The organism is Azospirillum canadense, from assembly GCF_025961225.1.
Lineage (GTDB): Bacteria > Pseudomonadota > Alphaproteobacteria > Azospirillales > Azospirillaceae > Azospirillum > Azospirillum canadense.
This window is the reverse complement of record NZ_JAOQNG010000010.1, coordinates 1,752,501-1,774,146: the sequence shown is the minus strand read 5'-3', so window position 1 is coordinate 1,774,146 and position 21,646 is coordinate 1,752,501. Positions and strand designations below refer to the sequence as shown.

The window sequence follows — 21,646 nt, the reverse complement described above, 5'->3', positions numbered from 1 at the left end:
AGGGAGATTGGTGCAGTCCCTCACTCATGCGCGCAGCCTCCGCTCCGGAAGCCCGCCAGCCCGAGCTGGACCACGCCGTTCACGACGCGCACCGGGCAATGGCCGGCGCAGCCCTCGTCTGGGCCGACCGCTTCGCCGCTGGCGAGGTCGATCACCCAGTTGTGCAACGGGCAGGTGACGCGGGCGCCGTGCACGATGCCCTGCGACAGGGGGCCGCCGCTGTGCGGGCAGCGGTCCTCCAGCGCGAAGACCTCGTCCTTCAGCGTGCGGAACAGGGCGATCTCGCCGGCCGGCGTGCGCACCACGCGCGAGCCCTGGCGCGGAATGTCCTCGACCGACCCAACCGAAACCCAAGAAATCTGCTGGTCCATGGTTCGTTACCCCACCTGAGCGAGCGGCGTGAATTCGTGACGGTCGACCGCCCCGCTGGCCCGCTCGGCCCAGGGGTCGTCCTGCGAGAAGCTCTGCGAGAAGAGGAAGCGCGCGTTCAGCGCCTTGCGGCCTTCCGGGTCGTCCACGAGGCGCGTCTTGACGTAGTCGAGCCCAACCCGCTCCAGCCACGGCGCGGTGCGCTCCAGGTAGCGCGCCTCCTCGCGGTACAGCTGCATGTAGGCCCCGGTGTATTCCATCACCTCGGCCTCCGTTTCGACCTTGCACAGCAGGTCGCAGGCCCGGACGTGCATGCCGCCGTTGCCGCCGACGTGCAGCTCGTAGCCGCTGTCGACGCACACCACGCCGAGGTCCTTGATCGTGGCCTCCGCGCAGTTGCGCGGGCAGCCCGAGACGGCCAGCTTCACCTTGTGCGGCGTCCAGGTGCCCCAGGTCAGCCGCTCCAGCTGCACCCCCAGGCCGGTCGAGTCCTGTGTGCCGAAGCGGCACCATTCGGAGCCGACGCAGGTCTTCACCGTGCGCAGCCCCTTGGCGTAGGCGTGGCCCGACACCATGCCCGCCGCGTTCAGGTCCGCCCACACCGCGGGCAGGTCCTCCTTCTTCACGCCGAACAGGTCGATGCGCTGCCCGCCGGTCACCTTCACCGTGGGGATGGCGAACTTGTCCACCACGTCGGCGATGGCGCGGAGTTCTTGGGCGGTGGTCAGCCCGCCCCACATGCGCGGCACCACCGAGTAGGTGCCGTCCTTCTGGATGTTGGCGTGCATCCGCTCGTTGACGAAGCGCGAGCGACCGTCGTCCTTGTAGTCCCCCGGCCACTGGCACAGCAGGTAGTAGTTCAGGGCCGGGCGGCAGTGGTGGCAGCCGTCGGGCGTGCGCCACTCCAGCCGCTGCATCACGTCGGGGATGCTCTTCAGCTCCAGCGTGGCGATGGCCCGGCGCACCTCGTCGTGGGTGCGGTCGGTGCACTTGCACAGCGGCTTGGCCTTGCTCTCACCCGCGTAGCCGTCGCCCAGCGTCAGGGCGAGGATCTGCTCGACCTGCCCGGTGCAGCTGCCGCAGGACGCCGAGGCCTTGGTGTGGGCGCGCACCTCGTCCAGGCTCGACAGGCCCTTCTCGGTGATCGCCTTGACGATGGTGCCCTTGCACACGCCGTTGCAGCCGCAGATCTCCGCCGTGTCGGGGAGTGCTGCAACGGCGGCATTAGGGTTTGCCGCACCGTCCGCGCCGAAGCCCTGGCCGAAGATGAGGGTGTCGCGGACGGCGGTGACGTCCTCGCCGTCCTTGAGCATCTGGAAGTACCAGGCGCCGTCCTTGGTGTCGCCGTACAGCACCGCGCCGAGGATGCGGCTGTCCTTGACCACGATGCGCTTGTAGACGCCGCGCGCGGCGTCGCGGAACACGATGTCCTCGCAGTCCTTGCCGCCGGAGAAATCACCGGCCGAAAACACGTCCACGCCGGTGACCTTCAGCTTGGTCGAGGTGACCGAGCCGGTGTAGGCGCTGTCCACACCGCCCGCGAGGCGGTCGGCGGCGACCTTGGCCATCTCGAACAGCGGGGCGACGAGGCCGTAGGTCAGGCCGCGGTGCTCCACGCACTCGCCCACGGCCAGGATGGCCGGGTCCGACGTGGTCATGGCGTCGTCGACCTGCACGCCGCGGCCGCAGGCGAGACCGGCCGCCTTGCCGAGTTCGGTGTTGGGGCGGATGCCCACGGCCATGACCACGAGGTCGGCCGGCAGCTCCTGCCCATCTTTTAGGCGTACGCCGGTCACGCAGGAATTGCCCAGAATTTCGGCAGTGTCGGCGCCGGTCAGCACGGTGATGCCGCGACGCTCCAGTTCGTGCTGCAGCAGCGCCCCGGCCGAGCGGTCGAGCTGGCGTTCCATCAGCGTGGGCATCAGGTGCACCACGGTGACCTCCATGCCTTTGACCTTCAGGCCGTTCGCGGCCTCCAGCCCGAGCAGGCCGCCGCCGATGACCACCGCACGCCCGCCCTTGCCGGCGGCCTCCAGCATCATCTCTACGTCGGCGAGGTCGCGGAAGCCGACGACGCCGGGCAGGTCGGCGCCGGGCACCGGGATGATGAAGGGGGTCGAGCCGGTGGCGAGCAGCAGCTTGTCATACCCGACGGTGCGGCCGGACATGGCGGTGACCGTGCGCTTGGCGCGGTCGATGGTTTCGACCTTGTCGCCGGTCAGCAGCGTAATGCCGTTGGCCTCATACCAGGCGCGGTCGTTGAGGACGATCTGCTCAAACGTCTTTTCCCCGGCCAGCACGGGGGAGAGCATGATGCGGTTGTAGTTGGGGTGCGGCTCGGCGCCGAAGACGGTGATCTCAAAGCGGCTCGGCGCCTTGGCCAGCAGATCCTCCAGCGTGCGGATGCCGGCCATCCCGTTGCCGACGACGACCAGACGCTCGCGCAGTCCCTGTGATGCGTGGTTCTCTTGCATGCTCGTGCCCTTGCAGGATGGCCGAAAAAGAAAGGCGCCCGAAACCGCCGGGACCCGCTGAGGATCCCAAGGTCTCGGACGCCGTTGTCCGGGGTGGTTCGTCGGTGAACCGGCAGGCGACGCCGTTGCCGCTGCCCTGATCTGCCCTCCTTCTGGCAAGCCGCGTGCCAAATCCGGCACCAAGGTATGAAGAAAGTATGAGAGTGGCGGATTGCCTGGGCTTTGCCGGCACCGCTCACGGTATGGGCCGGGTGGTGTGTCAGGTTTCCGACACACGCGTTTGGCTCTGATCGAACAAAAAGCAGTCCAAAAGCCGACAAATTGTGCAGCGCATTACGACCATGGTCTTGACCTTGGCTTTTTGCCGATTCCGGCCGCGCCCATGAAAGGCAAGCCTTTGGGACCGCTTTCTGCCCCGGCTATGGCCTTTGGCATGGTCCTTGCGAGACGAACGGCGGGACGCGTCGACGGTGGTGCGTTCCACTCCCACGCCCAAGGTTGGGCCCCACGGCAACGTCGCTGATCCGGTTCCGACAGCCCCTTGATCCGGCTGGAGGCCCTTCACGGCGCATCGCTGAAAGGGGCTCGGAATCGCGGTCGGCGTGGCCCCTGGGGCTCGGAAGAGAGATGGAGCGACCGACGTGATCCGACTTTCCGCCTCCCACCGCACTGCCTGTTTTTTCACCGCTGCTGCCATTGCCCTTTCCTTGGGCAGCGTGCAGGCCGCTCCGCTGAACGTTGAGAAGGACCAGCTGAAGCTGGGCTTCATCAAGCTGACCGACATGGCCCCGCTGGCCATCGCCGCCGAAAAGGGCTTCTTCGAGGACGAAGGCCTGTCGGTGACGCTGGAGCCGCAGGCCAACTGGAAGGTCCTGCTGGACCGCGTCATCTCCGGCGAGCTGGACGGCGCCCACATGCTGGCCGGCCAGCCGCTGGGTGCGACCATCGGTTACGGCACCCAGGCCAACGTGGTCACCGCCTTCTCCATGGACCTGAACGGCAACGGCATCACCGTGTCGAACGAGGTGTGGGAACGAATGAAGGCCGGCCTGCCGAAGGGCGCGGACGGCAAGCCCGCCCACCCGATCAAGGCCGACGCGCTGAAGCCGGTCATCGCCCAGTACCGGGCGGAGGGCAAGCCCTTCACCATGGGCATGGTCTTCCCGGTCTCCACCCACAATTACGAGCTTCGCTACTGGCTGGCCGCCGGGGGCATCAATCCGGGCTTCTACGCGCCGACCGACGTGTCCGGGCAGATCCAGGCCGACGCGCTGCTGTCCGTGACCCCGCCGCCGCAGATGCCGGCGACGCTGGAGGCCGGGACCATCTTCGGCTACGCGGTGGGCGAGCCGTGGAACCAGGCGGCCGTCATGAAGGGCATCGGCGTCCCCGTGATCGCCGACCCCGACATTTGGAAGAACAAGCCGGAGAAGGTCTTCGGCGTGACCGAGGGCTGGGCCGCCAAGAACCCGAACACCCATCTGGCGGTCGTCAAGGCGCTGATCCGCGCCGCCCAGTGGCTGGACGAGAACAACAACGCCAACCGCGCCGAGGCGGTGAAGATCCTGGCGAAGTCCGAATATGTCGGCGCCGACGCCAAGGTCATCGCCAACTCCATGACCGGCACCTTCGAGTATGAGAAGGGCGACAAGCGGTCGGTCCCCGACTTCAACGTCTTCTTCCGCTACAACGCCACCTATCCCTTCTATTCGGACGCCATCTGGTACCTGACGCAGATGCGCCGCTGGGGCCAGATCGCCGAGGCCAAGCCGGACGGCTGGTACGCGGAGATGGCCCGCAAGGTCTACAAGCCCGACGTCTACCTGAAGGCCGCCAAGCTGCTGGTCGAGGAAGGCAAGGCGAAGGAGGCCGATTTCCCCTGGACCAGCGACGGCTACAAGCCGGTGGACAGCGGCTTCATCGACGGCATCGCCTACGACGGCCGCAAGCCCAACGACTACCTGTCGAAGCTGAGCATCGGCCTGAAGGGCGCCCAGAAGGTCGAAGGCGGCCAGGTGGTCGGCGCCGCCCAGGTTGGCGGTTGAGGCACGGACGGACGGAAAGGACAACCATCATGACCAGCGTTTCCGAAGCCGCCGCCCTGTCCTCCGCCGAGGCGCTGCGCGCCCAGCGCAAGGCCCGCCGGGCGCACGCCCTCAACCGCGCCGCATCGACGCTCCAGATCGTCGGGCTCGGCTGGCTCAGCCCGCTGCTGCGTCTGGCGGCTGGCGAGAACCCACGCCAGCAGGGGCTGGAGCTGTGGCGCCAGGCCGGCGTGCCGATGACCGCTCTGTTCCTGTTCGTCGCCGCCTGGGCTTGGCTGGCGCCACAGGTGCACACCAGCCTGGGCGCCGTCCCCGGCCCGGCCGAAGTGTGGGAGCAGGCGGGCAACCTCGCCGCCGACCACCGCACCGAACGCGCCAAGGAGGCCGCCTTCTACGACCGGCAAGCCAAGCGCAACGCCGAAATCCTGGCGAAGGACCCGAAGGCGGAGGTGAAGACCCGCCCCTACGCCGGCAAGCCCACCTACCTGGACCAGATCCTGACCAGCCTGAAGACGGTCTTCACCGGCTTCCTGCTGGGCGCCCTGGTGGCGGTGCCGCTGGGTGTGGCCTGCGGCCTGTCGCGCACGGTGAACGCGGCCATGAACCCGCTGATCCAGATCTTCAAGCCGGTGTCGCCGCTCGCCTGGCTGCCGCTGGTCACCATGGTGGTCAGCGCCACCATCTCCAGCGACAACCCGACCTTCGAGAAGTCCTTCCTGACCTCGGCCATCACGGTCACGCTCTGCTCGCTGTGGCCGACGCTGATCAACACGGCGGTCGGCGTGTCGTCCATCGACAAGGACCTGATGAACGTCGGGAAGGTGCTTCAGCTCTCCGCTCCGACGATGGTGCGGCGCCTCGTGCTGCCGTCGGCGCTGCCCTACATCTTCACCGGCCTGCGGCTTTCGCTGGGCGTGGGCTGGATGGTGCTGATCGCGGCGGAGATGCTGGCCCAGAACCCCGGCCTGGGCAAGTTCGTGTGGGACGAGTTCCAGAACGGGTCCTCCACCTCGCTCGCCAAGATCATGGTCGCGGTGTTCACCATCGGCCTGATCGGCTTCCTGCTCGACCGCGTCATGCTGGCCTTCCAGGCCGCCGTGTCGCACAGCAGCACCCGCTGAGGAGGAACCGGCCATGGCGACCACCGGTAAGGCGATCCTCGAACTGAAGAACGTCTCCAAGTCCTACGGCACGACGAACGTGCTCCGCGCCATCGACCTGTCCATCGCGGAGGGGGAGTTCGTCGCCATCGTCGGCTTCTCCGGCTCCGGCAAGACCACGCTGGTCAACCTGATGGGCGGCCTCGCCGAAGCTGATACGGGCGAGGTGCTGTTCCGCGGCAAGCCGGTGCGCGGGCCGGGGCCGGAGCGTGGCATCGTGTTCCAGAACTATTCCCTCATGCCTTGGCTCAGCGTGAAGGACAACGTGGCGCTGGCCGTGGACAGCGTGCACAAGGCGAAGGCCGGGGCGGAGCGCGGGGCGCTGACCCGCCGCGCGGTGGAGACGGTCGGCCTCGGCCACGCCACCGACCGCCGGCCGAAGGAGCTGTCGGGCGGCATGCGGCAGCGCGTCGGTTTCGCGCGCGCGCTGGCCATGACGCCGGATATGCTGCTGCTGGACGAGCCGCTGTCGGCGCTGGACGCGCTGACCCGCGCCAAGCTGCAGGACGAGATCGAGGCGATCTGGCGCAAGGACCGCAAGACGGTCGTGCTGATCACCAACGACGTGGACGAGGCCATCCTGCTGGCCGACCGCATCATCCCGCTGACGCCGGGCCCGGGCGCCACGCTCGGCCCCGCCTTCACGGTGGAGCTGCCGCGGCCGCGCGACCGCACCGCCGTCAACCACGACCCGGACTTCAAGCGCTTGCGCGCCGAGGTCACCGCCTATCTGATGGAGGCCGGCGTCGCCCGCGCCGCCGCCGCCACGGACGACGATTTCTCGCTGCCCGCGCTGAAGCCGGTCACCGCCTCCCCGGCGCCGAAGGCCTATCTGGCCTCGCTGACCCAGGGCCTTGTCGACGACCGCTACGTCGAGTTCAGCCGCGTCACCAAGACCTACCCGACGCCGAAGGGGCCGCTGACCGTCGTCGACGGCTTCGACCTGAAGATGCGCAAGGGGGAGTTCATCTCGCTGATCGGCCATTCCGGCTGCGGCAAGTCCACCGTGCTGTCCATGGTCGCCGGCCTGACCGAACTGTCCAGCGGCGGCATCATCCTGGACGGCAAGGAGGTGACCGGCGCCGGCCCCGACCGCGCGGTGGTGTTCCAGGCGCCCAGCCTGTTCCCCTGGCTGACGGCGGCGGAGAACGTCATGCTGGGCGTCGACCGCGTCTACCCCCACGCCAGCAAGGCGGAGCGCAACGACATCGTCCGCTACTACCTGTCGCGCGTCGGCCTCGGCAACGCCATGGACAAGAAGGCGGCAGAGCTGTCCAACGGCATGAAGCAGCGCGTGGGCATCGCGCGGGCTTTCGCCCTGTCGCCGAAACTGCTGCTTTTGGACGAGCCTTTCGGCATGCTGGACAGCCTGACCCGCTGGGAGCTGCAGGAGGTGCTGATGGAGGTGTGGGCGCGCACCCAGGTCACCGCCATCTGCGTCACCCACGACGTGGACGAGGCGATTCTGCTGGCCGACCGGGTGGTGATGATGTCGAACGGGCCGAACGCCCGCATCGGCCACATCCTCAACGTGGACATACCGCAGCCGCGGACCCGGCAGGCCCTGCTGGAGCATCCCCGCTACTACGCCTACCGGGAAGAGCTGCTGAACTTCCTGGAAGGCGGTCACCACGGCACGGCGAAGGCGGCGTAACGAGAAGGCGGCGATCCCACATGGCGAACAAGACCCTGAGCATCCTGGTGGCCGGCCCCGACTCCGCGAGCACGCGCCCGCTCGTGGAGGGGCTGACGGAGGGGGTGTCGGGAACCGGTAACATCAGGGTCACCGCCGTGGAGGGATTCGCCGACCTGACCGCCCGCGCGGCGGCGCTGGCCCCGGACGCGGTCGTCGCAGCACTGGGCGACGCCGACCGCACCACGCTGGACGGTCTGTTCCGGCTGGCCCGGTCCGGCGGCTGCGCCGTCGTCCTGTTCGCCGACCGGGCCGAGCCCGGGGTCACGGCCGCGGCGGTGGAGGCCGGCGTCGCCTCCTTCGTGGTGGACGGGCTGCGCCCCGACCGCGTGCGGCCCATCGTCGACACCGCCCTGTCGCGCTTCGCTGCTTTTGAAACGCTGAAACGCGAACGCGACGAAGCGCGCACCCAGCTCGCCGAGCGCAAGCTGATCGAGCGCGCCAAGGGCATCCTGATGCAGCAGAAGTCCCTGACCGAGGAGCAGGCCTACACTGCGCTCCGCAAGGCCGCGATGCGCCAGGGCCGCCGCATCGCCGACATCGCCCAGAGCATCATAACGGCGTCTCAGATCGAGTTCTGACGCCGGGGGCGTACGGCGAAGCCTTTTGTTTCAGGGGCTTACGCTGAAGATGATACGGAATGGTAAGTTTGCTTCCGACACCTGTAAGGCATCATCTGTGCGCCACGCACCGGACATTGCTTTAGGGGTTTGAAGCCACAACAGTGTGCCAGACCCCCAGACTCGCCACAAGCGGCTCTCTTCAAGCCCTCTCCCCGGAGGGGAGAAGGAATGGGCCTCACAATCCTCCTGCCCCGGGTCGGCCTGCGTCGGTTATGATTCTCGACCACCAGGGCAGAGGGGATGCAAAGCCAGGATGCTGATCCGACAGGGTGAACACCGGGGGACCGCGGCGGACCGCAAGCTCGCTTGGTCGCTGGCCGGCATCGCCGGCGCGCTCAACGCCGCGGGCTTTTACGCCGCTGGGCTCTATTCGTCGCACATGACCGGCACCGTCTCGACCATGGCCGACCATCTGGCGCTCGGCAACCTCGGCGCCTTCGGCGTCGCGCTGGCGGTGGTGGGCACCTTCGTCGCCGGGGCGGTCGTCTCCACCCTGCTGATCAACGCCGGCCACCGCCGCGGCCTGTCGGCCATCTACGCCTACAGCGTGTTCCTGGAAGCGGTGCTGCTGGCCGGGCTGGGCGCCGCCGATTTGTGGCTGCACGAGTTGCGCGGCCCGACGCTGGTCATGGGTCTGAGCTTCCTGATGGGCTTGCAGAACGCGGTGGTGACGCGCATCTCCAACGCCCGCGTCCGCACCACCCACGTCACGGGCATGATCACCGACATCGGCATCGAACTCGGCAACCTGCTGGACGTCCCCGGCCACCGGACCGACCCGGAGCTGGTTCGAAGCACGATCGACAAGCTGAAGACCCATGTGCCGACTGTCCTGTCCTTCTTCGGCGGCGGCGTGTTCGGCGTGCTGGGCTACAGCGTCGGCGGGCCGATGCTGTTCGTGACGTTGGCGCTCATCCTCGCCGGCTTCGCCGCGCCAGTGATCGTGACCCAGTGGCGGGCCGCCGCGTAACCTCCGGCGTTTCAAATTCAGCGTTGCCCTGCGAGCGTCCATGGAACCCAGCGAAGGCCCCATTCCCGATATCGTCGCACCGAACCTCGACGTGCTGTTCGTCGGCTTCAACCCCGGCACGCGCTCCGGCGCGCTTGGGCACAATTACGCCGGCCGCGGCAACCAATTCTGGCGCCTGCTCGCCGAGGCCGGGCTGACGCCGCGCCTTCTCCGGCCGGAGGAGGACCGGCTGCTTCCGGAATTCGGGCTTGGATCGACCAACCTCGTCGCGCGGGCCACGACGAGCGCGGCCGATCTCAGCCGGGCGGAACTGCGCGGCGGCGTGCCGCGCCTGCGCGCCCTGGTCGCCGAGCTGCGGCCGCGCGTCATCGCCTACACAGGAAAAGGCGTCTATCTGGCCGCCGCGGATGTGGACTGGGCGGAGTGGGGCATGCAGCCGACCAGCCTGTTCAACGGCCCGATCGACGTCGTGCTGCCGTCGCCAAGCGGGCTCGCCCGGCTGCCCTTCGCCGAGAAGCTGCGCTGGTTCTGTGAGGTGCGGCGGGTGATCGACGGCGCCCGCGCTTGACGCCCGCTATTGACGTTCAGCGCTGACGTCAGCGGGCGCCGTTACAAATTCAGCGTTGCCAAAAGTTCAGGCCAACAGCTCGTCCAACAGGGCGTGGAGGCGGCGCAGTTCCTGCCATTGCGCCTCGTCAAGTTGCTTACGGTGGGCGCGCAGGTCCCCGACGTCGACGGATGAGAAGTCCTTGGCGATCTTGTGCACCGCCGACACGAGGCGGACGACGGGCGGCGGCGCGTCCTTGGCCTCCGCCTTCGCGGGCTCAGCGCCGCCGGCCTGCGCCTTCTTCGCCTCGCGCAGCGCCTTGACGGTGCCGCCGTCCTTCACGGCGTCCCACAAGCGGCGTTGCGTGGCGGCGTCGTCCACCGCGGCGATCTCCGTCAGGATGCTTTTGGGCACCGAACGGTAGCGCGTTTCAAATTCAGCGATGATTTCGGTGGGCAGGCGGAGCAGCGACAGGGTGCGCGTCACCTCCGCCTGGCTGCGGCCGATCACCTGCCCCAGCGCTTCGTGCGTGTACTCGTGCCGCTCGATCAGCCGGGCGAAGGCGCGGGCAAGCTCCATGGCGTCAAGGTCGACGCGCTGGATGTTCTCGATCAGCGCCAGCTCGTCCGGGTCGCCGTCGGTAACGATGGCGAAGACGGTCTGGCGCCCGGCCAGCCCGCAGGCGCGCAAGCGCCGCTCCCCGGCGATCAGGCGGTAGTCGCCGTCGCCGATGTCCTGCACCAGGACCGGCTGCTTCAGCCCGTGCCGGGCGATGGAGTTCGCCAGTTCCTGCAGCGCCTGCTCGTCGAAATGACGGCGCGGCTGGTCCGGGTTCGGGTGCACACGGTCGAGATCGACCTCGATCAGGCGCGGGAAATCGGCCGACAGCCCGAACAGGGCGTCGCCGCCGCGCTGCGCCGCCTTGTCGAAAATGCGGGTGCTGGTCCGTTCGAGCTTACGAGACATGGGCGGTTTCCGCAGTCTGAAGGTGGGCGGCCAGTTCGCGGGCGAGTTCGCCGTAGGCCTGCACGCTGTTGGAGTTCGGGTCGGCCTCGATGGCCGGGCGGCCGGCGCCCGACGCCTGGGCGAAGAGCGTGGCGCGGGGCACGGCCGGCAGCACACGGGTGCGCCCCTCGTAATGCTCCTGGATCTCGCGCAGGCTCGCCTGATCTTGCGTCAAGCGGGAGGAGAACATGGTCGGCAGGATGCCGAAGATGTTCAGCGACGGGTTGGAACGCCGCCGGATCTTGGCAATCGTTTCCAGCAGCAGCGGCACGCCCAGCCCGGCGAACACCTCTGTCTGCACCGGGATCAGCACGAGGTCGCTGGCGGCGAGCGCGTTGATGGTCAGAAGGCCGAGGTTGGGCGGGCAGTCGATCACGATGACGTCGTAACGGTTCCGCACCTCGGCCAGCTTCTCCTTCAAGACCAGGGAGTTGTCCGGCTCCGCCACCAGCTCCGTCTCTGCCGCGGCGAGCCCGATGCTGGAGGGTGCCAGCATCACCATTCCGCCGCACACCGGCTGGAGGATGCTGTCGAAGGACGCGCCGCCGCGCACCACATTATAGAGACCCTTGCGGTGCGTCTCGATCTCACCGGGGTCGAGGCCCATGTGGACGGTCGCGTTGCCCTGGGGGTCGCTGTCCAGCAGCATGACCTTCAGCCCCAGCGTCGACAGCGCGTAGGACAGGTTGACCGCCGTCGTCGTCTTGCCGACGCCACCCTTCTGATTCGCCACGGCCACCACCGCCCGCCGCAGCTTCGGCCCGGCGGCGAGCCCGCCGGCGGTTTGGGGCACTGCGGCCATGCCACCCTGGCCGGCCAGGAATCCGGCGACCTGCTGGGGGATTCGCTCCGCCCCGCTTTCCCACCGGCTGATTCGCGACCGGTCGTAGCGACGGTTCAGCGCGCCATTGAGCCATGTCGCAAAGCTCAACTGATCCTCACCGCGCCGTTCGCGGATGGCGCGCAGTTCTTCCCCGTTCATCGGGCCTCCGGCTTCGATCTGGTTCATTCCTTTTTACTGACGTGACGCAACTGGTCAAGACGAAGCGTGTCGGCTTGCGTCAATTGCACCGCAGCCCAGTGCTCATGCGACGTCGTATGGGACGCAAGTCATAGGAGTTGCCCGATCACCGGCGGTCGGCGGTGTCCGGTTTATCCGTTGCTGAATCGCTCCGATTAGGGTGGTGGTGTGCCCATATTCGCCCGCGTTACCAATTCAGCGTTGGTTCGGGTGGACCATCCCGAGTCGGGCCTTGATGCGCCTGGATTCTCATGTTGCAAATTCTGCGCGCTGTCCCGATTCGCTGAATTTCGGGCCTGTTTCAAAATCAGCGCGAGACTCGGCGAGTCGCCTAAGCCCTGGAAAACCAACCACTTTCGAGTCGAGCGTTACCAATTCTGCGTTGGATCCGAGTCGTCGTCGTTTCAAACTCAGCGACGGAATCGGCGGAATTAGGACTGCCCTGTGACAGCCCGAAAAGCCCCTTGGACCTCCGATCGCTGGTCCGTGACCGGCAAACGTTGCGTTTTCAGCGAAAGAGGGTCGCGCCAACGCCCGTGCGACTGGTCTAACAGGGGAATCTATCGGGACTCATATAGGACATGGTTGCGAGTTCAGCGTGGATAACCGCCTTTTGCGACTCATCTTCAGCGAGGATGAGCGAGTCCCCGTTGCGACTTCGGCGCGCCCTTCGTTGCGGAGTCAGCGAGCCGTTCCGGCTGGAATCGTCCGGCGCGATTCCAACTCAGCGTGGAAAACGCCGTGGACCTGTGGACAGACGCCGATCCGCGGGCCGGTTCCAGGCAGGGTTGGCGGAGCCAACGCTGATTTTGAAACGCCGGCGGACCGTCCGGCGGGCGCGTTGCGGGCTGGACGACCAATCCGGCCCTGCTGTCCGCTCGGGGCGGGAGAGGCTCCGACGGCCCTTCCCCGGGGCTCATCGCTGAAGTTGAATCGGAATCTGCACGTTCCGTTGCGACTTCAGCGATTCTTGGGATGGACGCGCTTCACAGCCACCACATTTTGTGTTCTCTGGAATGACGGGAACGTGACAGAAAGAGGCCGGAGGGTGTCCATGGCGAAAATCCACGAGCAGCTGACCTTGGAAGGGTTCGAGGCGGTTCTGGCCCGCACCGAAGACCCCAAGGAGCGCCGCCGTGTGATCATGGCTCACGAGGCGCTGTCCAACGAGATGGACGCGATCGGGTACCTGCACGCCGGTTTCTGCCAAGCGTCGCTGCCGCACCGCAAGCCGAAGGACGAGACGGCCCCCTGGGTCCGCAACAACGGCAAGTACCAGCTGGTCGTGCGCCCTGGTATCCTGCCGCTGCGCGACGGCACCGTGCTGGACGTCGGCGTTCCCTATGGCGCCAAGGCGCGCCTGATCATGATCTACCTGCAGACCGAGGCGCGCAAGACCCGCAGCGCCCACGTCGACTTGGGGCCGAGCATGAGCGCGTGGCTGCGCCGGCTGGGCTTGGCGCCGACGGGTGGGGAGCGCGGCAACTACAAGCCGGTGCGCGAGCAGGTGCTGCGAATCGCCCGAAGCGAGTTCACGCTGCGCACGACCACCGGCCCGTCCACGGCGGAGATCTCCGACCAGCGCCTGATCGACGGCATCAAGCTGTGGCGCGACGAGGAGGACACGCCCGACCTCTTCCGCACCGGTGGCGAATGGGTGCGGTTCGTGCGCTTGACCCAGAGCTTCTTCGAGCACCTGATGGAGCATGCCGTTCCGCTGGACGAGCACGCCATCGCCAAGCTGAAGAACTCGGCGCTGGCGCTCGACGCCTATGTCTGGCTGGTGCACCGCCTGCATCGCCTGGACAAGCAGACGCTGGTGCCCTGGCACGCCCTGTCGCAGCATTTCGGCTCGGTCAGCGAACACCGCGTGCTCGCCTTCCGCCTGAAGGAAGCGCTGAAGGACGTCATGGCCGTCTATCCGGACGCCAACATCGAGCCCACCTCCAAGGGCCTCGTGCTGCGCCCGTCGGCCCCGGCCGTTCCCTCCAACAAGCATCTGGTGCTGCGCCCCGTCCGAGGCTGAGGCCGTACGGGAGCCGGCAGGGCGGTGGAGAGCCGCCACCCTGCCAATGCCCTGTCGCTGATCGCTTCCGCCGCTGTGGTCAGCGCCCCGATCAGCGCCGCGTGATCGAATCGGTGTCGGCGGTGCGCAGGGTCGCCGGCGCGTTCATGTCGCCCACCACACCGGTCGTCCGCGTGTCGTACGCATCCCGCGAGCCCGCTCCGGACATGGATCCCGATACCCCCGCCGAACTGGTCCTGGTGGTGGAAGCGGCGGACCCCAGTGCGGCGTCGGGGACGCCCGACTCCATCATTCCACCCATCATCTGGCGGACGCGCAGGTTGTTCTGCACGTGGCGGGCACCGGACACGGATTCGGCGAGGTCCTCGGCCCGATGCTTCGCGCGCCGGTCCTCGACGCTGCCGGACAGGGTGACCTCGGAACCGCTGACCGTCACCTCGATGTCGGAGGCGTCGAGGTAGGGATCGTCGGTCAGGCGATCGTTGATGTCCTCGCGGATGCGCTCGTCGGACCGGGTGTAGCCCTTGGGTCCGCGGCCCCGATGGTGCTGGGCACCCGAATCGCCGCGCCAGGCGTCCATGCGCCGCCGCCGCTCCGCATCGTCGTCCCCGAACCAGGACGCCATCTCGTCGCCGGCCCGTTCCAGGAAGCCCCGGTCGCCACTGCGCTGGTTGCCGCCGTAATGGCCACCGCGGCCGTAGTCGTAGTCGGACCGGTCGTAGCCCATGCGGCCGAAATCACCGCGTCCCCAGCCTTCCCGCCTGTTGTCGTCGCGCCCCCGATCGTCGCGCTGCCACTCGTCCTGACCCCAGCGGTCGCGGTCTCCGCGCGCGTACTGGCGCATGTCGTTCAGCATGTCGCGCCCATAATCGCGGTGCCGGCCGAGGTCGCGCACGTCGCGCTCTCCCCGGTTCCAGCCGCGCTCCTCAACGTCGTTCCTCCACCAGCGTTCGTCGCGTGCCATGTGACACCCCCTCCAAAAGGTGCGAAGGCCGCCCCGTTCGGCGACCATCCGGTCAACATGCTTTCGGCGAGGGCGGTTCCTTCACCGCGCCGCCGTTACCCAGCCCGCCGGCCCCGAGAACACACATACACTCGTCGCGGAATTGAGTTGTCCGACGGCGGTTCAACCGCGCATTATACGCGCCGCGCAGAAGGCAACGTTTCAGGCGGGGCGCCGATGACAAGCTCGATCGATGATGACAAGTTTCCGGCGCGCGCCGTCGTCTACATCGAAGCGACCTGGGGGAAGGTCACCTACACGGGATCCGGCTTCCTGGTCGGGCGCAACGATGTCGTCACGGCGTCGCACGTCGTGTACAACGCGAGCCTGGGCGGCAAGCCCAGCAGCATCAAGATCTACCCGTCCTACAACCCCACGAAATCGGACAACAAATCCTACGGCGTCGCCAAGGCGCAGTTCTTCACGAACTTCGACCCGGACTCCGACGGCAAGCTGATCAGCGGTGATTTCTACCGGAACACGCAGGCCGGGTCGGAGATCGACGCGGCGCTGCTGACCCTGTCGGACCCGATCGGCGACACCTACGGATATTTCGGCATCGATTGGAATTTCGCCGGCGGCAGCGTGGGCGTCCTTGGGTTTCCGGCGAAGTACGGCCGGCACGAGACTTTCGACGCCGGAACCGTCCGCAAATCGAGCGTCGATTCCGTCTACTACGTGAACGCGGATCTGGAGATCAATCCCGGCAACTCCGGCGGGCCGATCTTCTACGACAATGGCAGCGGACCCTTCGCCATCGGCATCGTGTCCACCGCGATCGCGGCGACCTCGCTCGGCGGGCAGGCCAGCTGGCTGAAGGCGGCGATCACGGCGAACGACAGCTTCATCAACGCCAGCGTGCCTGCGCAGACCAACGGACGGACGGCGCTGGTGAGCGACATCGTCTCGTCGCGGGAGGTCCAGATGGACCTCTATGTCGGCACGGTGACCACGCTCAAGAACCAGTACATCGGGTCAAAGTCGGACGAGTCGGTCAGCGGAACTGACAACGGCGACTTCATGAACCTCCTCGACGGCAACGACGCGGCCGATGGGAAGGGTGGCAACGATGTCCTTGACGGCGGCCTGGGCTCGAACTTCCTGACCGGAGGGGCCGGAACCGACACCTTCTTCGTCGACGGACGCGGCAGCGGCGTGACTTGGTCGACGATCACCGATTTCGAACCGAACGAGTGGGCCACCGCCTGGGGCTGGCGCCCAGGCGTCTCGACGATCACCTGGGAAGCCATGAAGGGAACCCCCGGCTTCGAGGGCGCCACCGCGCACATCGATTTCGACCGGAACGGGACCATCGACGCCAGCATCACATTCACCGGAAAGGCGGTCGGGTCGATCGTCACCATGCCGGGCCAAGTCGGCACCGACAGCTATCTGGCCTTCCGCCTAGCCTGAGGGCGGCGGCCGTCCGGGACCGGCCGGCACCGCGCCGAAGGGGCCCGCTATGGGCGCGGTTGCGCGGCCGCGTCCCTCAGGTTGCTTTCCGACAGGGGGATGACGGTGCGGGCAAGCTCCGTGCTGGTCATCCAGTTCGGGTGCTCCCGGGACTCGCAGGACGCGGACCGCAGGCGGACGACGAGATCCTGGGTGAGCGGACGATCCCAGTTGAAGACGACGCAGCGCTCCCCAGAGGAGCCGCGCGTCTCGCCGTCCCGTTCCGCGGCGTAGTTTCCATGCTCGCTGCCGGCACCGTTGCCGTAGTTCAGCGGCAGGCCGGCCCGTGGTGCGGTCATGCACCCAGGCAACGCCAGCGCAAGCCCGGCAATGCCGCACGCGACCACACGTTTCATGGCGCATTCCCCGATTCGTCGACGTCCTGCGCCCAGCGTCGGAGGCGAGTGCGGCATTTCTGCGGCGAATGGTTGCGCAAATTCCGGCGCATCAACGAAACTGGCCATGACGATCGCCACCGGCACGCCATGATTGACGCGTCGGCGGTGAGTGCGCCCGTGCCGATCACAGCGGCAGAAGCGCCTCCCGCTCCATGGGCCCGGATGCCGTGCCGTCCGTCGCCACCGCGGCGCCGGCCATGGTCCCGTTCGTCACCGAAACGCTGCTGCGCCCGCCGCCGAGCGGCATCACCCGGACCTGGACGCCGATCCGCTCCACCAGCGCTGGCACGTGGCTGATCACCCCGACCTGCCGCCCCGTCGCCTGCAAGGCTTCCAGGCAGGACAAAGCGAGGTCCAGGCTGTCGGGGTCGAGCGTGCCGAACCCCTCATCAATGAACAGCGTGCCGATCCCGCCGCCGCCGCTGCCTCCGGCCATGGCCGACAGGCCGAGCGCCAGGGCGAGCGATACCAGGAACATCTCGCCGCCCGACAGGCTGTGCACGCCGCGGCGTTCGTCGCCCATCTCGCCGTCCACCACCTGAATCTCCAGGTCGGCCCCGGCCACCCGTTCCAGCCGGTAGCGCCGGGCGAGATCCCCCAGGTAGCGGTTGGCTTGCACCAGCAGCAGGTCGAGGCTGAGGCTCTGCGCGAAGTTGCGGAACTTCATGCCGTCGCGGGACCCGATGAGCTGGGCCATCGTCGCCCACAGGGCGTGCGTCTTGCGCTGCGCCTCCACCCTGTGGAGCACGTCGACGAGCCGCGCCCGGTTCTCCGTGTCGGCGCGCAGCCGCGCCTGCGCCTCGCCCAGCCGCCCGCGCGCCTCCTGCAGGACGGAGGAGGTTACGGCGACGGCCATCGCGGCCTCCTCAGCGGTGCCGGCGGGAGCGCTGGTCGCCCGGTGCTCCTCCCGCAGGCGGGTCCGCTCCGCCGCCAGCAACGCCGCGTCGCGTTGCGCCGTGCCGAGGTCGGCGAGCGCCTTTTCCTCGGCCGTCAGCCACTCCTCGCCGCGGGCGAGGTGTGCGCGGGCCTCTTCCACCGTCATCGAGCGCGTCGTCGCCGCATCGGCCAGGGCCGCCGCTGCGGCACCTGCCGCGTCGGCGCACCGCCGTGCGGTCTCGCTGCGCGTGGCGTGGTCCTGCCGGGCGGCCGACAGCCGGCCCACCGCGTCCTGCCGGGCGATGGTGGCCTTGTTCACCAGAGCGTCAGCCCGCACGCGCGCGTCGGCCAGCTCCTTCTTCACGTCCGCCACCGCCCGGCCGCCGAGCAGGCCGGCACGGGCTTCACGCAGGGCGCGGAGTTCGCCGGCCAAGCCGTCGGCGCGCCGACGGGCGGTGTCCTCCGCGTGCCGGGCGCCGTCGGACTCCACCGTTTTGGCGGCGACTTGCCGGTCCAGGGCTTCGCCGTCGCGGACGGCCTTGGCGTGCGCCTCGCGCTGGGCCAGGAAGCCCACCACCCGTGCGCCGGTTGCAACCCGCAGCGCCTGCGGATCGGTGCGGAGCGCCGCCTCCCACCCCTCAAGCGCCGCGAAGGGCACCGCAAGTTCCGTCCGAGCGTCCTCCAGGCCGCGCGCGGCTTGGTCGCGCGCGGCGGTGGCGAGATCCACGGCGTGGCGGGCCGCGTCGCGCTGCCGGGTCAGCGCCTCGATGGCTTGGTTGACGTCGGCCAGGGCGGCGTCCTGCGCCCGGCACTCCTCAATGGCGGCGTCGAACCGTCCCTTGTGGTCGAGCGCCACGGCCTCGTCGCGGCCGACCTCGGCCCGTTCGGCGTCCACCGTGGCCAGCCGCGTGACGACCTCCTCCACCGCCGGTTCGACGGGCAGATCCGCTTCGCTTGCACGGTTCGTCCAGCGGTCCAAAAGGTCCCGCCGTTCCCGCCGCAGCGACTCGAGAGTCCGCTCCAGACCGGCGACCCGCTCGCGCGCGGACCGTGCGGAGGCCTCTTGGGCGCCATGGGCCTTCACCAGATCGGTCACTTCCGTGCGCAGGGCGGCGACGCGATCCTCCTGGTCGTCGGCTAGCTGGGCGAGTGGAGAGGCGTCCGCCCAAGGATGCTGAGTCGATCCGCAGACCGGGCAGGCGTCGCCCTCCACCAGCTGCGCCCGCAGGGTCCTCACATCCTCGCGGCGCGCCAGGTGCAGGCGGCGCAAGGTGGCCTCGGCCTCCCCCAGCACGGCCCTGGTCCGGTCCAGCGCCGCCCGGGCCTCTCCGGCCAGGGCGTCGGACTGGGCCGCCGCGTCCCCGTGCCGGCTGTGTTCCGCCTCCGCCTCGGCGATCTGCGTCGCGACGCGGCCAGCGCCCTCGGCCAAGCGCGCAAGCGCCGCCAGCGCGTCGCGGCGCTCCGACAACGCGGTGCGGCGGCGGCGGATGTCGTCGAGCGCGACCACCGGTTCGGCGCGCAGCGCGGCCACGCGCGCCTGCGCCGCATCGCGCTTCGCCTGCGCCTCCGTGCGCGCCTCGCCCTTCCGGACAAGTGCGTCCTCATGCGCTGCGGCATCCTTCGTGCAGCGGCGTTGCCGGTCCTCCGCGTCGCGGTGTGCCCGCAGCGTGTCGCCGCAGCGGGCCAGAAGCGCGTCCCACCGCGCCCACTGCTCGGCCACCGGCGCGAACGGCGCCTGATCGGCCAGCCAGCGCTCCCGATCCGCGGCGTCCCGCCGGGCGGCGTCCAGCGCCACCTGCAACGCCGAACCCTCCTTCGCCAGGACGGCGACCCGCTCCTTGGCCCGCTCGACGTCGGCCAGCGCCTCCCCGGTCTGCGACGATAGGGTGGCGATCTGGGCGTCCAGCGCGGCGGCGCGCTCGATGTCCGGGTCCGCCTCCTCTTGGGCGAGGCAGGCCGACTCGAAGGCCGCCCGCGCCTCCGCGTGCCGTTCGGCGGCCTGTTCCAGCGCTTGCTGCGTCTCCGCGGCCGTGGCCTCGGCGCGCGCCAGGGCGTCCCGCGCGTCCACGGACTCCCGCGCGCACCGGTCGGCCTCGGCCAGCAGGGCGCGCAAGGGCTGCAACCCGCGCAGCAGGGCGGCCTCCCGCCGGCGGGGTTCGGCCTCCTGCCAGACCCGGTCGGCCTCCACTGCTTGGGCCGTGGCCGCCGCCTCCGAGGCAGCCAGTTGGCCGTCGCGCTCGTGCCACGCCACGGCGGCGCGCGCGACGTCCAGCGCCGCTTCCTCCCGGTGGACGGCTACGGTCGCGGCGATGGCCTCGGTCTCCAGGGTTGCGCGCTCGGTCTCGCCCAGCACGCCGATGCCGTCGCACTGCGCCTCCAGCGCCTCCAGCGCGCGCTGCTCCGCGACGTTGCGCTCGTGCGCGGCGATGGACAGGCGCGAGTAGATCTCGGTTCCCGTCAACAGCTCCAGGAGCGCCGACCGCTCCCTCGCTGGCGCCTTGAGGAAGGTCGCGAAGTCGCCCTGCGCCAGCAGCACGGCGCGCCGGAATTGCTCGAAGCTGAGGCCCAGCCGGGTGGCGATCTCCTCCAGCACGCTGGTCTTGCCGTCGCCGAACCGCTTGGTGCCGTCCAGGCTCGACAGGCTCATCGCCTGCTTCTGAAGCTGCCCGCGCGCGTTCTGCCGCGCCCGCCGCAACTCCCAGCGCGCCCGGTAGGCGGAACCATCGATGCCGACAAAGTCCACCTCGGCCCAGCCCGACCCGGCGCCGCGCCGCAGGATGGTGCGGACGTCCGTGGTCAGGATGGCGTCCGGGTCGCCGTCGCGGCCCAACTGCACGCCCCGCCCGTCCGGCAGGCGCGGCATCTTGTCGAACAGGGCGAGGCACAGTGCGTCGAGGATGGTGCTCTTGCCCGCCCCGGTCGGGCCGGTGATGGCGAACAGGCCGGCGTTCCGCAAGGGGCCGTGGTCGAGGTCGACGGCGAAGCTGCCGTCCAGGCTGGCCAGGTTGCAGCCGCGCACCGCGAGGATTCGCATCACGCACCCTCCTGCACGGTGGTCACCAACTCTTGGAACGCGGCGAGCAGTGCCGGGTCGGGGTCTCCGTCGTGGCTGCGTCGGTAGAGGCGTTGGAAGACGTCCTCCGGGGCAAGGTCCGCCAACTCCATCTGCGGGGCCGTCTCGGCCAGCGCTTCGCCATGGCCGGTCAGGCGCACCGCCAGCTTCACCAGCCGCGCGGGACGCCCGGCCAGCGCCGCCGCGACCTCCTCGCGGAGCGCCGGGCGCGGTTCCGCCAGCTCCACCGACACTTCCACGAACGGCCAAGCCTCGCGCGGCAGGCCATCTTCCAGCTCCAGTGCGCGCAAGGCAGCCAGAGCCTCCTCCGGCGGAGCGAATCGGCCGCCGCCGGGCACGCGTTGCACGGTGACGAAGCGCGGCACCCGCAAAGCCTCCTGCGCGACCAGACGCCCGTCGGCGATCTCGGCGAGCACGACTTGGTGCGGATAGGACTCCTCGTCGATCGCCAGCGGAAGCGGCGACCCGCTGTAGCGCACCCCCTCGCGCCCGCCCACCGCCTGCGCGCGGTGCAGATGGCCCAGCGCCACATAGGCGGCGTCCTCCGGAAAGACGTCCACCGGCAGGGCGTGCAGGTTGCCGCCGAGGATCTTGCGCTCGCTCAGCTCCGACAGCGCCCCGTCGCGCATATAGCAGTGACCGGTCAGGACCAGCGCCTCTCCCGGCCGGCACCGCTGCCGGCCAGCGTCGATGGCCGCGGCGTAAATACGGCGAACGCCCTCGATCAAAGGATCGGTAGCGTCCTCGGTCTCCGCGGGCGGCAAATCGGCGGGGCGGAGGTAAGGCACCGCCACGCAATGGGCTGCGACGCGTCCCGCCTCATCACGCAGGGGAAACAGCAGGCGGTCTGGCGTGAAGGCGCCGTCCTCCCCGAACGGCAACCCACCGACCACATGCACCCCCAGTTCCCT

General features: G+C 69.0%; 16 protein-coding genes (1 of these 16 running past the window's edge). 8 read left to right on the top strand and 8 right to left on the bottom strand.

The genetic code is table 11. The features are described 5' to 3' along the window. Positions 1–20: 20 nt before the first annotated feature. Together nirD and nirB are read right to left on the bottom strand one after the other, a co-directional pair. Positions 21–371 (bottom strand): nitrite reductase small subunit NirD, encoded by a 351-nt coding sequence (nirD, locus tag M2351_RS43900; protein WP_264662227.1) that lies wholly within the window; start codon positions 369–371, stop codon positions 21–23. A 6-nt stretch (positions 372–377) separates the two neighbouring features. Beyond that, a complete protein-coding gene (gene nirB / locus M2351_RS43895; RefSeq protein WP_264662226.1) occupies positions 378–2,843 on the bottom strand; it encodes a nitrite reductase large subunit NirB in 2,466 nt (821 codons plus the stop codon). Positions 2,844–3,484: 641 nt separating this feature from the next. Here nirB and M2351_RS43890 point away from each other — a divergent pair. From M2351_RS43890 to M2351_RS43865, 6 genes are all read left to right on the top strand, one after another. Next, on the top strand, positions 3,485–4,888 hold the full coding sequence (locus tag M2351_RS43890) for a CmpA/NrtA family ABC transporter substrate-binding protein (protein ID WP_264662225.1): 1,404 nt from the start codon (positions 3,485–3,487) through the stop codon (positions 4,886–4,888). A gap of 29 nt (positions 4,889–4,917) precedes the next feature. Further along, a complete protein-coding gene (locus tag M2351_RS43885) occupies positions 4,918–6,009 on the top strand; it encodes an ABC transporter permease (RefSeq protein WP_264662224.1) in 1,092 nt (363 codons plus the stop codon). 13 nt (positions 6,010–6,022) lie between these two features. After that, positions 6,023–7,702 (top strand): ABC transporter ATP-binding protein, encoded by a 1,680-nt coding sequence (locus tag M2351_RS43880; RefSeq protein ID WP_264662223.1) that lies wholly within the window; start codon positions 6,023–6,025, stop codon positions 7,700–7,702. Positions 7,703–7,722: 20 nt separating this feature from the next. Next, the gene (locus M2351_RS43875; RefSeq protein ID WP_264662222.1) at positions 7,723–8,322 is read left to right on the top strand and encodes an ANTAR domain-containing response regulator; all 600 of its coding nucleotides are present in this window, start codon (positions 7,723–7,725) and stop codon (positions 8,320–8,322) included. 295 nt (positions 8,323–8,617) lie between these two features. Next, positions 8,618–9,334: a YoaK family protein gene (locus M2351_RS43870; protein ID WP_264662221.1), complete on the top strand. Its 717-nt coding sequence runs from the start codon at positions 8,618–8,620 to the stop codon at positions 9,332–9,334. Positions 9,335–9,374: 40 nt separating this feature from the next. After that, positions 9,375–9,902: a mismatch-specific DNA-glycosylase gene (locus M2351_RS43865; RefSeq protein WP_264662220.1), complete on the top strand. Its 528-nt coding sequence runs from the start codon at positions 9,375–9,377 to the stop codon at positions 9,900–9,902. 66 nt (positions 9,903–9,968) lie between these two features. Here the strand turns inward: M2351_RS43865 and M2351_RS43860 are convergent, their stop codons facing one another. Both M2351_RS43860 and M2351_RS43855 read right to left on the bottom strand, forming a co-directional pair. Beyond that, the gene (locus M2351_RS43860) at positions 9,969–10,847 is read right to left on the bottom strand and encodes a ParB/RepB/Spo0J family partition protein (RefSeq protein WP_264662219.1); all 879 of its coding nucleotides are present in this window, start codon (positions 10,845–10,847) and stop codon (positions 9,969–9,971) included. Further along, positions 10,837–11,868 carry an AAA family ATPase gene (locus M2351_RS43855; protein WP_264662218.1) on the bottom strand — a complete coding sequence of 344 codons (1,032 nt, stop codon included), beginning with the start codon at positions 11,866–11,868 and terminating at the stop codon, positions 10,837–10,839. Before M2351_RS43855 ends, M2351_RS43860 begins: the two co-directional genes overlap by 11 nt. A gap of 1,093 nt (positions 11,869–12,961) precedes the next feature. On the opposite strand from M2351_RS43855, the gene M2351_RS43850 reads away from it, so the two are divergent. Then, complete coding sequence (locus M2351_RS43850; protein WP_149472271.1) at positions 12,962–13,933, top strand: replication protein RepA; 972 nt, start codon at positions 12,962–12,964, stop codon at positions 13,931–13,933. A 91-nt stretch (positions 13,934–14,024) separates the two neighbouring features. On the opposite strand, the gene M2351_RS43845 is transcribed toward M2351_RS43850, so the two are convergent. Continuing rightward, positions 14,025–14,897 (bottom strand): BON domain-containing protein, encoded by an 873-nt coding sequence (locus M2351_RS43845; RefSeq protein WP_264662217.1) that lies wholly within the window; start codon positions 14,895–14,897, stop codon positions 14,025–14,027. Positions 14,898–15,113: 216 nt separating this feature from the next. Here M2351_RS43845 and M2351_RS43840 point away from each other — a divergent pair, with 216 nt between their 5' ends. Further along, positions 15,114–16,349 (top strand): trypsin-like peptidase domain-containing protein, encoded by a 1,236-nt coding sequence (locus M2351_RS43840; protein ID WP_264662216.1) that lies wholly within the window; start codon positions 15,114–15,116, stop codon positions 16,347–16,349. Between the two features lie 47 nt (positions 16,350–16,396). Here the strand turns inward: M2351_RS43840 and M2351_RS43835 are convergent, their stop codons facing one another. From M2351_RS43835 to M2351_RS43825, 3 genes are all read right to left on the bottom strand, one after another. Beyond that, positions 16,397–16,744, bottom strand: coding sequence for a hypothetical protein (locus tag M2351_RS43835; RefSeq protein ID WP_264662215.1), 348 nt, complete (start codon positions 16,742–16,744; stop codon positions 16,397–16,399). A 166-nt stretch (positions 16,745–16,910) separates the two neighbouring features. Then, a complete protein-coding gene (locus tag M2351_RS43830) occupies positions 16,911–20,696 on the bottom strand; it encodes an AAA family ATPase (protein WP_264662214.1) in 3,786 nt (1,261 codons plus the stop codon). Next, on the bottom strand, positions 20,696–21,646 hold the 3' portion of the coding sequence (locus M2351_RS43825) for an exonuclease SbcCD subunit D (protein WP_264662213.1). 297 nt of this gene lie beyond the right edge of the window; only the last 951 of its 1,248 coding nucleotides appear in the window; its start codon lies off the right edge, out of view; it ends in the stop codon at positions 20,696–20,698. Before M2351_RS43825 ends, M2351_RS43830 begins: the two co-directional genes overlap by 1 nt.